Consider the following 12,687-nt stretch of genomic DNA (forward strand, 5'->3'; position numbering starts at 1 on the left):
CGAATCGGTGGACCGTGGATAGGGAGACAGAGTAGAGATGGCGGAGCTTACGATCCGGCCGGACGAGATCCGGGACGCGCTTGAGCGCTTCGTCCAGGCGTACGAACCGGAAGGAGCCGCGCGCGAGGAGATCGGGACCGTCGTCGACGCCGGCGACGGCATTGCCCATGTCTCAGGCCTTCCCTCGGCGATGGCCAACGAGCTGCTCGAGTTCGAGGACGGCACGCGCGGCCTGGCACTTAACCTCGACACCCGCGAGATCGGTGTCGTGATCCTGGGCGACTTCAGCCGCATCGAGGAAGGTCAGACGGTCCGCAGGACGGGAGAGGTCCTGTCCGTGCCGATCGGCGACAACTTCCTCGGTCGTGTGGTCGACCCGCTGGGCAACCCGCTCGACGGCAAGGGCGCCATCGAGTCCGAGGGCCTGCGCGCCCTCGAGCTCCAGGCCCCCTCGGTCGTCCAGCGGCAGCCGGTGAAGCAGCCGCTGCAGACCGGCATCAAGGCGATCGACGCCATGACGCCGATCGGCCGCGGCCAGCGCCAGCTGATCATCGGCGACCGCGGCACCGGCAAGACCGCGATCGCCGTGGACACCATCCTCAACCAGCGGGACAACTGGGCCTCCGGTGACCCCGCCAAGCAGGTGCGCTGCGTCTATGTCGCGGTCGGCCAGAAGGGCTCGACGATCGCGCAGGTCAAGGCCCGCCTGGAGGAGGCGGGTGCGCTGGAGTACACCACCATCGTCGCCGCCCCCGCCTCCGACCCGGCCGGTTACAAATACCTTGCCCCCTACACCGGTTCGGCCATCGGCCAGCACTGGATGTACCAGGGCAAGCACGTCCTGATCATCTTCGACGACCTCACCAAGCAGGCCGACGCCTACCGCGCCGTGTCCCTGCTGCTGCGTCGCCCGCCGGGCCGCGAGGCCTTCCCCGGCGACGTGTTCTACCTCCACTCCAGGCTGCTGGAGCGCTGCGCGAAGCTCTCCGACGACATGGGTGGCGGCTCGATGACCGGTCTGCCGATCATCGAGACCAAGGGCAACGACGTGTCGGCGTTCATCCCGACCAACGTCATCTCCATCACCGACGGGCAGTGCTTCCTGGAGACGGACCTGTTCAACGCGGGTGTCCGGCCGGCCATCAACGTCGGTATCTCGGTTTCCCGAGTCGGCGGTTCCGCGCAGGTCAAGGCGATGCGCAAGGTCGCCGGCACGCTCAAGCTGTCCTTGTCGCAGTATCGCGACCTGGAGGCGTTCGCCTCGTTCGCCTCCGACCTCGACGCCGCCTCCCGCGCTCAGCTGGAGCGCGGTCAGCGCCTGGTCGAGCTGCTCAAGCAGCCTCAGTACCTGCCGTTCCCGGTCGAGAAGCAGGTCGTGTCGGTGTGGGCCGGCACCACCGGTGAGCTCGACGACGTGCCGACGGAGGACATCCGCCGGTTCGAGTCGGAGTTCCTCGACTTCCTGCAGTCCTCGCACAAGGGCATCTTCGACGGCATCAGGGAGACCAACGACCTTGCCGACGACGCGGTGACGGCTCTGAAGGACGCCATCACCGAGTTCAAGAAGGGCTTCACCACGTCCTCCGGCGAGCTGCTGGTCAAGGACGAGCCGGTGGCTCCGCTGGAGGCCGGCGAGGTGGGCCAGGAGAAGATCAAGAAGGTCGTCCGGCCGGCGACGGAGAAGTAGGACATGGGTGCCCAGCTAAGGCTGCTGCGGCGGCGGATCAACTCGGTCAAGTCGACCGCGAAGATCACGCGCGCCCAGGAGCTCATCGCCTCCTCGCGGATCGTGCGGGCGCAGCAGCGGATGCAGGCGGCGCTGCCGTACGAGCGCGAGATCACTCGCGCCGTCACCGGCGTCGTCAGCAACGCGGCCAGCGTCGACCACCCGCTGACCGTGGCGAAGGAGAACCCCACCAAGGCGGGCGTGCTCATCGTTACCAGCGACAGCGGGTTCTGCGGCGGCTTCAACGCCAACGTGCTGCGCGAGGCCGAGGCCCTGCGCGGGCTGCTGGAGACCCGCGGGCTGACGGCGGTGCCGTACGTCACCGGGCGTAAGGGTGTCACCTGGCACACCTTCCGCAACCGGGAGATGGGCGGCAGCTGGGTGGGCTTCTCCCGGAAGCCCTCCTACGCCGACGCCAAGGAGATCGCGAACGTGCTGATCGACTCGTTCAAGGACGACAACGGGATCGACGAGATCCACATCGTGTCGACCGAGTTCGTGTCGATGCTCACGCAGAACGTCGTGGTCAAGCGGGTGCTGCCGCTGGAGGTCGAGGAGACCGAGGCGACGGACAGCACCGCGATCCCTCCTTACTTCGAGTTCGAGCCGACCGCGGGCGACGTGCTGGAGTCGCTGCTCCCGCGTTACGTGGAGTCGCGCATCTTCACGGCGTTGCTGCAGTCGGCGGCGGCGGAGGAGGCCGCGCGGCGGCGCGCGATGAAGGCCGCCACGGACAACGCCAACGAGCTGATGCGGGTGCTGACCCAGCAGATGAACCAGGCTCGCCAGGCCGAGATCACCCAGGAAATCAGCGAGATCGTCGGTGGGGCCAACGCGCTCGCTGACGCCGCAGCGGGGAAAGAGTGAAATGACTGCAGAGGCTGTTGAGACTGTAGAAACCCCCGCGGCCGGCACAGGCCGCGTGGCACGCGTCACCGGCGCCGTCGTCGACGTGGAGTTCCCCGTCGATGCGATGCCCGACATCTATAACGCTCTCCACGTCGAGGTGACCCTCGGCGGCGAGACCAGGACCCTGACGCTGGAGGTCGCCCAGCACCTCGGTGACAACCTGGTGCGGGCCATCTCCATGCAGCCCACCGACGGCCTCGTTCGCGGCCGGGCTGTGAAGGACACCGGCGGCCCGATCTCGGTGCCGGTCGGCGACGTCGTCAAGGGCCACGTGTGGAACGCGCTGGGCGAGACGCTCGACGTGCCGACCGCGTCGCTCAAGATCGAGGAGCGGTGGGGCATTCACCGGCCGTCGCCGCCGTTCGACCAGCTCGAGTCCCGTACCGAGCTGCTGGTCACCGGTATCAAGGTCATCGACCTGCTCACCCCGTACGTGCAGGGTGGGAAGATCGGTCTGTTCGGCGGTGCGGGCGTCGGCAAGACCGTTCTGATCCAGGAGATGATCCGCCGCGTCGCCCGTAACTTCGGTGGCACCTCGTGCTTCGCCGGGGTGGGCGAGCGCACCCGTGAGGGTAACGACCTCTGGCTGGAGATGGAGGAGGCGGACGTCCTCAAGGACACCGCGCTCGTGTTCGGCCAGATGGACGAGCCGCCGGGCACCCGCCTGCGGGTGGCGCTGTCGGCGCTGACGATGGCGGAATACTTCCGCGACGTGCAGAAGCAGGACGTGCTGCTGTTCATCGACAACATCTTCCGCTTCACGCAGGCCGGTTCTGAGGTCTCGACGCTGCTCGGCCGTATGCCGTCGGCGGTGGGTTACCAGCCGACGCTGGCCGACGAGATGGGTGTGCTCCAGGAGCGCATCACCTCGACGCGCGGTCACTCGATCACCTCCATGCAGGCGATCTACGTGCCCGCCGACGACATCACCGACCCGGCTCCGCACAACGCGTTCGCGCACCTCGACGCGCAGACCGTGCTCTCGCGGCCGATCTCGGAGAAGGGCATCTACCCGGCGGTGGACCCGCTCGACTCCTCCTCCCGGATCCTCGACCCGCAGATCGTGGGCGAGGAGCACTACCGGGTGGCCCAGGAGACCAAGCGGATCCTGCAGAAGTACCGCGAGCTCCAGGACATCATCGCGATCCTCGGTATCGACGAGCTGTCCGAGGAGGACAAGGTCACCGTCCAGCGGGCCCGTCGCATCGAGCGTTTCCTGTCGCACCCGATGTACGCCGCCGAGGCGTTCACCGGCCAGCCGGGCGAGACCGTCCCGCTGGACGAGACGATCGCCTCGTTCAAGGGTCTGTGCGCCGGTGAGTACGACCACCTGCCCGAGCAGGCGTTCTTCATGGTCGGTGGCATCGAGCAGGCCGTCACCAAGGCCAAGGAACTCGAGCGCCGCTAATCGCCGCAGGACGGGCCGCGTCCAGCGGTCCATCCGCACCTACGGTAGTGAGGTGGCGCGGAAGGGCCACCTCACTACCTGATCAGAAAGGAACCTACACAAGTGGCGAAGCTACGCGTAGGGGTTGTCTCACCCGAGCGTGAGATCTGGTCGGGCGAGGCCGACATGGTGATTGCCAAGACCGTGGACGGCGAGATCGGTATTATGCCGCAACACGCACCTGTGCTCGGCGTCCTCGTCGAGGGCGGCGTGCTGCGCGTGAAGCGGGAGGGCGAGGGCGATCTCGTGGCGGCCGTGCACGGGGGTTTCATCTCCGTGGCCGACAACGAGGTGTCCGTGCTCGCCGAGGTGGCCGAGCTCGGTTCCGAGGTCGACGTCGCCGCTGCCCGTGACGCTCTCGACCGGGCCCAGGCCTCCATCGAGGCCGACCACGAAGACGCCGACGCGGCCATCGAGGCCAAACGTGCCAGGGCGCGGCTGAAGGCGGCCGGCGAAGAGGTTTAATACTTAGAACAGCGGGCTCAGGGGGGCGGCATGGTGGCGACGGTTGTGACTCTCGTATTGCTGTGTGCCGCCCTCATCATGCTGCGCGGGGTCACGCTGGCCCGTTCGCGCGGGAGTGTGCCCTGTCGCTTGCGGGTGGATGAGGGGGGCTGGCAAAGCGGAGTAGCCCGCTATGCCGACGGGGAGCTCCATTGGATTCCGCTCCTGGGCATCCGATTGAGGCCGCGCCACGCTATCGCGAGGCGCGGCCTCGTCGTTTCAGCCCGCCGTGAGATCGACGGCGGGCTTTTCGCGGTCGACTTCGGCGGGAGCACGCGGGGCATGTCGATCGCGATGAGCGCCGACGCGATGACGGGCTTCCTGGCCTGGCTGGAGTCGGCTCCGCCCAGCGCCTATCTTGACGTGGCCTGAAGCCGTCGTGACGTGGCCTGACGCGCTCAGCGGGTGCCGCCGGGCCTCCAGAGGATCTCGTTGCCGTCGTGGGCCACGCGGCAGGCGATGAAGAGCAGGTCGGACAGGCGGTTGAGGTATTTCGCGGTCAGCGGGTTGATGTCGTCGTGCTCGTGCAGGGCGGCCCAGGTGGTGCGCTCGGCGCGGCGGACCGTGACCCTGGCCACGTGGAGCGCGGCCGTGGCCGGGTCGCCGCCGGGCAGGATGAAGCTGCGTAGCGGCTTGAGGCCGGCATTGAGGCGGTCGCACTGCTCTTCGAGGCGGTCGATGTAGGACTGCTCCACCCGCAGCGGGGGGAACTCCGGATTGTCGGTGACCGGCGTGGACAGGTCGGCTCCGAGGTCGAACAGCTCGTTCTGGACGCGGATCAGGATCTCCACGAGCTCGGCGGACAGCGTGCCATGGGACAGGGCGACGCCGAGGTGGGCGTTGGCCTCCTCCACGTCGGCGTAGGCGGCCAGCCGGGAGTCGGTCTTCGAGGTGCGGCTCATGTCGCTGAGCGTTGTGCTGCCGTCGTCCCCGAGCCGGGTGTAGATGCGGGAGAGGACGACCGGCTTGTCCTTGTCGGCGCGCGTCATGGCCTCAGCGTAATGCCGGCGGGACGGCCGCCGCGTGCCGGCGGTAGGTCATGACAAATGTCATCGACATCGGACGCGGGATCCATATCGGGCTGGTGATTTAGGCGACTGGCCGGGCGAATGACCTGAACGCCACTATTGACCCATGACGAAGGAGAGGACCTGATGCTCGAGATCAGCGATCTGCGCAAGCGATTCGCGGGCGGGCCCGACGCCCCCGGCGGCAAGGTCGCCCTGGACGGAATCGGCTTCAGCGTACGGCCGGGTGAGATGTTCGGCTTCGTCGGCGCCAACGGTGCCGGCAAGACGACGACCATGCGCATCGTCATGGGGGTGTTGCAGGCCGACTCAGGTTCGGTGAGCTGGCAGGGCAGGTCGCTCGGGTATGACGAGCGGCAGCGCTTCGGCTACATGCCGGAGGAGCGGGGGCTGTACCAGAAGATGCGGGTGGCCGAGCAGATCGAGTATTTCGGCCGGTTGCACGGGCTGGGCCCGGCGGAGGCGAAGAAGGCCACCGACGACCTGCTGGAGCGGCTCGGGCTGACCGAGCGCCGGAGTGACGCGGTGCAGACGCTCTCCCTGGGCAACCAGCAGCGGGTGCAGCTCGCCGTGGCGCTGGTGCATGATCCCGAGGTCCTCATCCTGGACGAGCCGTTCTCCGGGCTCGACCCGATCGCTGTGGACGCGCTGGCGACGGCGCTGCAGGAGCGGTGCAGGGGCGGCGTGCCGGTGATCTTCTCCAGCCACCAGTTGGAGCTGGTGGAGCGGCTGTGCGACTCGGTCGGCATCGTCTCGGCGGGCCGGATGGTGGCCACGGGTACGGTGGCCGACCTGCGTGCCGCCGAGGGCAACTCGTTGCGCGTGGTGGTCCGGGATCCCTCTCCGGGCTGGGCGGACGGCCTGCCCGGCGAGGTCACGGTGTTCGGCGACCGGCACACCCTGCGCACCGAGGGCGGCGACGACCAGGAGATTCTGCGCCGCGCCATGAAGGCGGGGCACGTCGAGCACTTCGGCATCGAGCAGCCGACCCTCACCGAGATCTTCAAGGAGGCCGTGGCGTGAACGGACTGATGCTGGTCGCCCGACGGGAGATCACCACGCAGATACGGACGAAGGGGTTCCTGATCGGCCTGCTCGTCACGGCGTTGCTGGTGGCGGCGGTGTCCTTCGCGCCCAAGATCTTCGGTGGGCCCACCTCCTACACGCTCGGCACGGTCAACTCCCAGCAACTGCCGCTGCAGGCCGCCGCGCCGGACGCCGAGGTCACGTGGCGCTCCTTCCCCGACGAGAACGCGGCCAAGCAGGCCGTGCTCGCAGGGGACGTGGACGCCGTGCTGGTCAACGGCGTCAAGGTGCTCACCGACGGGGAGATCGACCCCCAGCTCGGCGTGCTGCTGCAGAGCGTCAACAAGGAGACCAAGCTCGGCGCGGCCGGGGTCTCGATCCCGCCGCTGCAGATGCAGTCCGTGGGCGCCGACACGCGTTACGAGGCCGCCCGCGCTGGGATCGCCGTGGTGCTGGTGCTGCTGCTCTTCATGCTTCTCATGGGTCAGGTCATGATGGTGGCGATGGGCGTCGTGGAGGAGAAGGGCAGCCGGATCGTGGAGATCCTGCTCTCCACGGTGCGGCCGTGGCAGCTGCTCGGCGGCAAGATCATCGGATTGGGCGTGCTCGGCCTGATCAACCTGGTCACGATCGCCGTCGTCGGGCTCGCCGCCGCCATGGTCTCCGGCCTCGCCGCGGACTTCCCGCCTGGCATTCCGGGCCTGCTGGCGGGCGTGCTGGTGTGGTTCATCCTGGGATATGCCTTCTTCGCCACGCTGTCGGCCGCGTTCGCGTCGCTGGTCTCGCGTCAGGAGGAGGTGAGCAGCGTGATGACGCCGCTGACCATGCTCATCATGGTCACCTACTTCGTCGCCTTCTACACCACCAACGACGCCACCGGGACGCTGGCCACCGTGCTGTCCTACGTGCCGCCGTTCTCCGCGATGATCATGCCGGTCCGGATGGCCGCGACCGAGGTGCCGCTGTGGCAGGTGGGAGCCTCCATGGCGGCGATGGTGGTGGCCGTGCTGGCGGTGCTGAGCTTCGGCGCCACGGTCTACCAGCGGGCGGTGCTGCGTACGGGGGCCCGGCTCAAGCTCGGCGACGTGTTGCGTACGCGGTAGATGGATCCGATCAAGCGGGCGCGGCGCTTCACCTGGATCATGCTGCTCTCCAGCTTGGTGATCATGTGGGTTCTCATCGTCCTGACGATCGCGATCGCGATCGGTGAGGGGAGGATCTCCTGGTGGCGTACCGCGGCCGCACTGGTCGCCGCGATCTTGTTCACCTGGCTCGCGCTGCGGATGCTCACGTCGCTGCTGGACCGCCGTTACCCCACCAGGCTGGTGGTGGGAACGGCGGTTCTCGCGCTGGTGGTGGCGGTGCTGGGCGGGGGGTCCCCGTTCAGCTGGGGATTCACGCTCATGGTCTGGTTGACCCTGGCGGTGCTGGAGGTTCGCAGACGCACGGTCGTGCTGATCGCGGTGGGCACGTGGGTGGTCAGTGTCGGGGTCTCCGCCCTGTACCTGGTGGACGGATCGAGTCCCGTGAGGCCGGGCTCGGACGCCGTGAGCATGATGATCATAATGGTGCTGGTCTACGGGATGTGGTGCGCGTTCCTGCCGCCGTGCAACCGGATGTGGATGTGGATCTGGTCGCTCGCCGTACAAGCACACGAGGGCCGTGAGGCGCACACGCGGCTGGCACTGGCCGAGGAGCGGCTGCGCTTCGCGAGGGACCTGCACGATCTCGTGGGACACCAGCTCTCGGCCATCGCGGTCAAGACCGAGCTGTCGGTACGCCTGTCGGACGTGAACCCGGCGGCGGCCAAGGCGGAGATGGCCGAGGTCAACCAGCTGACCAGGAAGGCGTTGCGGGAGCTGAGGCAGGCCGTGCGCGGCTACCGTGAGCTTGACTTGGCCGCTGAGCTGAATAGCGTGAAAAGCGTGCTCGAAGCGGCCGGTGTCCGTTGTCAGGTTCACCTGCCCTACCGTGAGCTGCCCGACGGAGTGGCCCCGGTGTTCGCCTACGCGGTCCGCGAGGCGGTGACCAACGTGCTCAAGCACAGCATCGCGACGGTCTGCGACATCACGATCCGCTTCACCGCCGAGGAGGCGGAGCTCCGCGTACGCAACGACGGGGTCGGCCGGCAGCAGGTCGCCGAGCTGGGCACCGGGCTGGCGGGTTTGGGGGAGCGGCTGGCCCAGGTGGGGGGCAAGGTCACCGCCCTGCCGACGAAAGATGGACAGTTCATCCTGAGTGCGGTCGTGTCACTGCCGATACGTGGGTAGGGGCATCGTGTGGGGTGTTCACCGGGGTGAGCGCTTCGCGCGGGGTAGGACCACGCTGTGAGCGTGATTGAGGAGGTGGCATGCGCGTCCGGGGCAATCCGAGGGCACAGGTGGTGCGGATCGGCGCCCGGCTCGACGCCGGCACGTCGGCCGGGGTGCGTGAGAGCCTGCACGAGGCTCTCGACTCCGGTGACGGCGATCTGATCCTGGATCTCTCCGAGCTGGAGATGATCGACGCTACCGGTCTCGGGGTGCTCGTGGGGGCGCATCGGCGCGCGCTCAGCGTGCAACGCCGCCTCGTTCTTCGGGGGGTGCCACCGCGGATCATGCGGATACTGGCGGTGACCCGGCTGAATCGGGTGCTGCACGTGGAGGTTCCGGCAGCCGCGGTGGCCTGATGTGACATATCGGGGCGGGCGACGATCAGCCGTCGCCCGCCCTTTTCTGACTTAGACGAAATGCAGATTGCGGCTGTCCGAATGGCGCTGCCGCAATCCGCGGCGAATGGCGATTATCACTCTGGCTCAAGGGCCGCCGAGGCTGCGGGTGAAGATGTGCACGGCGACGTCCGCGAGTTCGTCGATCGGCGGCTGCGGTTCGGTGAGCAGCCATTCGATGAGCAACTCCTGTAACGCGCCAATGACACCGAGTGCCACCAGCCGCCGATTCAACGGGGTGGCGGCCGGGAAATCGGCCGCCGCTTCCTCCACGAGCCGGGCGAAGGAGTCCACCGCGCGCTGACGTGAGGCGGTCAGGACGTCGCCCGACCGGCGTACCTCGACGTGCATGATGCGGGCCCGCCGCCAGTCGGCCGTGGTGAACTCGATATAGGCGCGAATCCCGGCTTTGACCCTGTCGTCAAGCGCGTTCGGCGCGTCCTGGATCGCTTTGGCGACGACTATCAGGCTTTCCTCCACACATCGCTCGTGCAGCGCCTGCAGGAGCTCCTCGCGGCCACCGAAACATTCGTAGAAGGCCCGGTTGGAGATCCGCGCCTCCGAACACAGCCTTTCGATGGTCGTCGCCGCGAAACCCGGCTTCGCGTATAGCGTGTAGGCGGCTGTCATCAGCCGCTCGCGTCTGTCGGCCAGCCTTTGCTCAGCCGACATTCCCCGGTAAGACCGGTTCACATTCCACCCGTCCAACATGATCGTGGCCCCCAGAGCACACAATTATGGACGGATGATCCGTTTAGGGAAAGGGCGGGATGATTATCTCTTGCGTCACCCGTGCAAGAACGTGACAAGTCTGATCAGCTGCTCAAGTTCTCCGAGCCGGGGTGAACGGCGCCAACTTCGCCCGGAGCACCGCCGGGCATCGGCGCGAGATGGGCCGTTCGCCGGCGCGCGCGATGCTGCGATTCCCCATGAAACTTTCACCCCCCAACCCAAACCCCTTCCTAGTCGTTACGCTCCGCCAAGCCGACCACCCGCCGTAAGGGGCTGGCGGCCCTCCAGGAAACGGCCTCTGACCCTTCACCGCTGACCCGCCGTAACGCGAGCCCCCCTGGGCCGCCTGGGTGGTTCCTTCGGGGGTCCCTTGGCGGCGCTCATTCGGCTCCAGCGGGCTTCAAGGATGGCCGGGTGTAACCAGGGCGCACCATGGCCAATACGGCCGCGATGCGCCACCTCAGCCTCCTCCAGCCGGTCGAGAGGACCGCTTCCCGATCGGCCAGGGACGGGACCACCCGCTCGGTCAAGAAGGGGACCACCCAGCCGGTCAAGGAGGCGCTCGCGTAACGGCGGGCCACCGGTGAAGGGTCAGGGGCCGTTTCCTGGAGGGCCCTCAGCCCCTTACGGCGGGTGGCAAGCTTGGCGGAGCGTAACGAATAGAAAAGAGTTTGAACTTTAAAACAGGGTCGGGTTTTCGGGTTCGATGCCGCGGAGGGTGTCGTAGTCCAGGGTGACGCAGGAGATGCCGCGGTCGGTGGCGAGCACGCGGGCCTGGGGTTTGATCTCCTGTGCCGCGAACACCCCCCGCACCGGCGCCAGCAGCGGGTCGCGGTTGAGCAGCTCCAGATAGCGCGTGAGCTGCTCCACCCCGTCGATCTCGCCGCGGCGCTTGATCTCCACCGCCACCGTCGCCCCCACCCCGTCACGGCACAGGATGTCCACGGGCCCGATCGCCGTCATGTATTCGCGGCGGATCAGCGAGTAGCCCTCGCCCAGCGTGGTGATGTGCTCGGCGAGCAGCTCCTGGAGGTGCGCCTCCACGCCGTCCTTGATCAGCCCGGGGTCCACGCCCAGCTCGTGGCTGGAGTCGTGCAGGATCTCCGCCATGGTCAGGACCAGCTTCTCGCCGGTCTTGCCGTGCGTGACCGTCCAGGTCTCGCCGTCTTCCTTGAGCTTGCACGGCGGGTTCATCCAGTTGAGCGGCTTGAACGCGCGGTCGTCGGCGTGAATGCTCACGCTGCCGTCCGCCTTGATCAGGACGAGCCGCGGCGCCAACGGCAGGTGCGCCGTGAGCCGCCCGATGTAATCCACGCTGCACCGCGCGATGACCAGCCGCATGACGACCCACCTTAGCGGCTCTGGAAAACTGGAGGCATGGCGTTCACACAGGCGGTGCGGGAGCCCCGATGAGCCCCCGCCGTGCCCGCCGCAGGGAGTCCTCCCGCCCCCTCGGCTTCCCCACCGGCCTGGACACAGTGGAGGAATGGCCCGACGGCGAGTGGAAAGTACGCATACTCACCGGCGCGTCCTCCACCAAGGACTACCGCTGTCCCGGCTGCGACCAGGAGATCCGTGGCGGCCGGCCGCACCTGGTCGCCTGGCCCAACTGGCCGGGCGGCGACGAGGAGCGCCGCCACTGGCACCAGACCTGCTGGCGTAAGAGACTCGACCGCGGCCCCGGCAGGAGCCGCTACTGATGGGAAACCTGCCCGCCCTGCCCTGGGCAGCGGCCGGTGTGGCAGCGTGTCGGCAGATATGTCACGAGCACTGAAGGGATCCATGGTGGAGATTCGCGCGGCGACCGTGCTGCCCGCCCGGCGCGAGCCGATCGAGTTGCACACGGGTGACGGCCTGACCCTGGTCGGCGAGCTGGCCCTGCCCCAGGACCGGCCTCCCGTGGCGACGCTGGTGACGCTGCATCCGCTGCCCACCCACGGCGGCTTCATGGACAGCCACGTCTTCAAGAAGGCCGCCAACCGTCTGCCCGCCCTCGCCGACCTGGCCGTGTTGCGGTTCAACACGCGGGGCACGTCCTCGGAGCGCGGCACCTCGGAGGGCACGTTCGACGGGGGAGAGGGCGAGCGGTTCGACGTCGCCGCGGCGCTGGAATACGCCGAGTTCCACGACCTGCCGCACGTGTGGGTGGTCGGGTGGTCGTTCGGGACCGAGCTGACGCTCAAGTGGGCCCACGATCCGCTGGTCGAGGGCGCGATCCTGCTCTCGCCGCCGCTGCACAGGGCGACCGACGCGGATCTGGACGCCTGGGCCGGGTTCGGGCGTCCGCTGACGGCGCTGGTGCCCGAGTTCGACGACTACCTGCGGCCGGAGGAGGCCCGCAAGCGGTTCGCGCGCGTGCCGCAGGCCGAGGTCGTCGGGGTGGACGGGGCCAAGCACCTGTGGGTGGGGGAGCCGTACGTGCGGATCGCGCTGGACGAGATCGTCAAGCGGGTCAACCCGGCGGCCTGGCCGCTGCCGACCGAGGTGTGATCGGGCTGCCGACCGCTGTCTGATCGGCGGTCAACGCCCGGCGTCCCGGCATCGGCGGATATTTCCGGACATGTCGCCGGTCTGAAGGTTTTTTTGAGCATAAGGCTCAAAAGTCTGG

General features: G+C 68.0%; 15 protein-coding genes. 12 read left to right on the forward strand and 3 right to left on the reverse strand.

The features are described from left to right. The first annotated feature begins 37 nt into the window (after positions 1 to 37). The 5 genes from atpA (at position 38) to BLS95_RS24640 (ending at position 4,958) form a co-directional block, all read left to right on the forward strand. On the forward strand, positions 38 to 1,687 hold the full coding sequence (atpA, locus tag BLS95_RS24620; RefSeq protein WP_090935552.1) for a F0F1 ATP synthase subunit alpha: 1,650 nt from the start codon (positions 38 to 40) through the stop codon (positions 1,685 to 1,687). 3 nt (positions 1,688 to 1,690) lie between these two features. Next, the gene (locus BLS95_RS24625) at positions 1,691 to 2,593 is read left to right on the forward strand and encodes a F0F1 ATP synthase subunit gamma (RefSeq protein ID WP_090935554.1); all 903 of its coding nucleotides are present in this window, start codon (positions 1,691 to 1,693) and stop codon (positions 2,591 to 2,593) included. Position 2,594: 1 nt separating this feature from the next. Beyond that, positions 2,595 to 4,043, forward strand: coding sequence for a F0F1 ATP synthase subunit beta (gene atpD / locus BLS95_RS24630; protein ID WP_090935556.1), 1,449 nt, complete (start codon positions 2,595 to 2,597; stop codon positions 4,041 to 4,043). A gap of 102 nt (positions 4,044 to 4,145) precedes the next feature. Beyond that, positions 4,146 to 4,547 carry a F0F1 ATP synthase subunit epsilon gene (locus BLS95_RS24635; protein WP_090935559.1) on the forward strand — a complete coding sequence of 134 codons (402 nt, stop codon included), beginning with the start codon at positions 4,146 to 4,148 and terminating at the stop codon, positions 4,545 to 4,547. Positions 4,548 to 4,577: 30 nt separating this feature from the next. Then, positions 4,578 to 4,958 carry a DUF2550 domain-containing protein gene (locus tag BLS95_RS24640; RefSeq protein WP_090935562.1) on the forward strand — a complete coding sequence of 127 codons (381 nt, stop codon included), beginning with the start codon at positions 4,578 to 4,580 and terminating at the stop codon, positions 4,956 to 4,958. 26 nt (positions 4,959 to 4,984) lie between these two features. On the opposite strand, the gene BLS95_RS24645 is transcribed toward BLS95_RS24640, so the two are convergent. Beyond that, entirely contained in the window at positions 4,985 to 5,575 is a 591-nt protein-coding gene (locus BLS95_RS24645) for a cob(I)yrinic acid a,c-diamide adenosyltransferase (protein ID WP_090935564.1), read from the reverse strand. A 165-nt stretch (positions 5,576 to 5,740) separates the two neighbouring features. Here BLS95_RS24645 and BLS95_RS24650 point away from each other — a divergent pair, with 165 nt between their 5' ends. From BLS95_RS24650 to BLS95_RS24665, 4 genes are all read left to right on the forward strand, one after another. Beyond that, positions 5,741 to 6,637, forward strand: coding sequence for an ABC transporter ATP-binding protein (locus BLS95_RS24650; protein ID WP_090935567.1), 897 nt, complete (start codon positions 5,741 to 5,743; stop codon positions 6,635 to 6,637). Continuing rightward, entirely contained in the window at positions 6,634 to 7,743 is a 1,110-nt protein-coding gene (locus tag BLS95_RS24655; RefSeq protein WP_090935570.1) for an ABC transporter permease, read from the forward strand. Before BLS95_RS24650 ends, BLS95_RS24655 begins: the two co-directional genes overlap by 4 nt. After that, positions 7,744 to 8,910 carry a sensor histidine kinase gene (locus BLS95_RS24660; protein ID WP_090935573.1) on the forward strand — a complete coding sequence of 389 codons (1,167 nt, stop codon included), beginning with the start codon at positions 7,744 to 7,746 and terminating at the stop codon, positions 8,908 to 8,910. An 80-nt stretch (positions 8,911 to 8,990) separates the two neighbouring features. Next, positions 8,991 to 9,308, forward strand: a complete 318-nt coding sequence (locus BLS95_RS24665) for an STAS domain-containing protein (protein ID WP_090935576.1) — start codon at positions 8,991 to 8,993, stop codon at positions 9,306 to 9,308. Positions 9,309 to 9,434: 126 nt separating this feature from the next. On the opposite strand, the gene BLS95_RS24670 is transcribed toward BLS95_RS24665, so the two are convergent. Next, positions 9,435 to 9,977 (reverse strand): TetR/AcrR family transcriptional regulator, encoded by a 543-nt coding sequence (locus BLS95_RS24670; RefSeq protein ID WP_245765246.1) that lies wholly within the window; start codon positions 9,975 to 9,977, stop codon positions 9,435 to 9,437. A 534-nt stretch (positions 9,978 to 10,511) separates the two neighbouring features. On the opposite strand from BLS95_RS24670, the gene BLS95_RS55845 reads away from it, so the two are divergent. Continuing rightward, positions 10,512 to 10,649 carry a hypothetical protein gene (locus BLS95_RS55845; RefSeq protein WP_176993368.1) on the forward strand — a complete coding sequence of 46 codons (138 nt, stop codon included), beginning with the start codon at positions 10,512 to 10,514 and terminating at the stop codon, positions 10,647 to 10,649. A 108-nt stretch (positions 10,650 to 10,757) separates the two neighbouring features. On the opposite strand, the gene nucS is transcribed toward BLS95_RS55845, so the two are convergent. After that, entirely contained in the window at positions 10,758 to 11,420 is a 663-nt protein-coding gene (gene nucS, locus BLS95_RS24675) for an endonuclease NucS (protein WP_090935582.1), read from the reverse strand. 68 nt (positions 11,421 to 11,488) lie between these two features. On the opposite strand from nucS, the gene BLS95_RS24680 reads away from it, so the two are divergent. Continuing rightward, positions 11,489 to 11,779 (forward strand): ATP/GTP-binding protein, encoded by a 291-nt coding sequence (locus BLS95_RS24680; RefSeq protein ID WP_090935585.1) that lies wholly within the window; start codon positions 11,489 to 11,491, stop codon positions 11,777 to 11,779. 85 nt (positions 11,780 to 11,864) lie between these two features. After that, entirely contained in the window at positions 11,865 to 12,569 is a 705-nt protein-coding gene (locus tag BLS95_RS24685; protein WP_090936041.1) for an alpha/beta hydrolase, read from the forward strand. The last annotated feature ends 118 nt before the right edge of the window (positions 12,570 to 12,687 follow it).

The sequence above is a fragment of the Nonomuraea jiangxiensis genome (assembly GCF_900099965.1).
Taxonomy (GTDB): Bacteria; Actinomycetota; Actinomycetes; order Streptosporangiales; family Streptosporangiaceae; genus Nonomuraea; species Nonomuraea jiangxiensis.

Excerpts from the sequence above, each read along its gene's own strand:
- BLS95_RS24665 (WP_090935576.1), top strand. The coding sequence starts at position 8,991 with ATGCGCGTCCGGGGCAATCCGAGGGCACAGGTGGTGCGGATCGGCGCC.
- atpA (WP_090935552.1), top strand. The coding sequence starts at position 38 with ATGGCGGAGCTTACGATCCGGCCGGACGAGATCCGGGACGCGCTTGAG.
- BLS95_RS24670 (WP_245765246.1), bottom strand. The coding sequence starts at position 9,977 with ATGACAGCCGCCTACACGCTATACGCGAAGCCGGGTTTCGCGGCGACG.
- BLS95_RS24645 (WP_090935564.1), bottom strand. The coding sequence starts at position 5,575 with ATGACGCGCGCCGACAAGGACAAGCCGGTCGTCCTCTCCCGCATCTAC.
- BLS95_RS24650 (WP_090935567.1), top strand. The coding sequence starts at position 5,741 with ATGCTCGAGATCAGCGATCTGCGCAAGCGATTCGCGGGCGGGCCCGAC.
- BLS95_RS24680 (WP_090935585.1), top strand. The coding sequence starts at position 11,489 with ATGAGCCCCCGCCGTGCCCGCCGCAGGGAGTCCTCCCGCCCCCTCGGC.
- BLS95_RS24660 (WP_090935573.1), top strand. The coding sequence starts at position 7,744 with ATGGATCCGATCAAGCGGGCGCGGCGCTTCACCTGGATCATGCTGCTC.
- BLS95_RS55845 (WP_176993368.1), top strand. The coding sequence starts at position 10,512 with ATGGCCAATACGGCCGCGATGCGCCACCTCAGCCTCCTCCAGCCGGTC.
- atpD (WP_090935556.1), top strand. The coding sequence starts at position 2,595 with ATGACTGCAGAGGCTGTTGAGACTGTAGAAACCCCCGCGGCCGGCACA.
- BLS95_RS24640 (WP_090935562.1), top strand. The coding sequence starts at position 4,578 with ATGGTGGCGACGGTTGTGACTCTCGTATTGCTGTGTGCCGCCCTCATC.
- nucS (WP_090935582.1), bottom strand. The coding sequence starts at position 11,420 with ATGCGGCTGGTCATCGCGCGGTGCAGCGTGGATTACATCGGGCGGCTC.
- BLS95_RS24625 (WP_090935554.1), top strand. The coding sequence starts at position 1,691 with ATGGGTGCCCAGCTAAGGCTGCTGCGGCGGCGGATCAACTCGGTCAAG.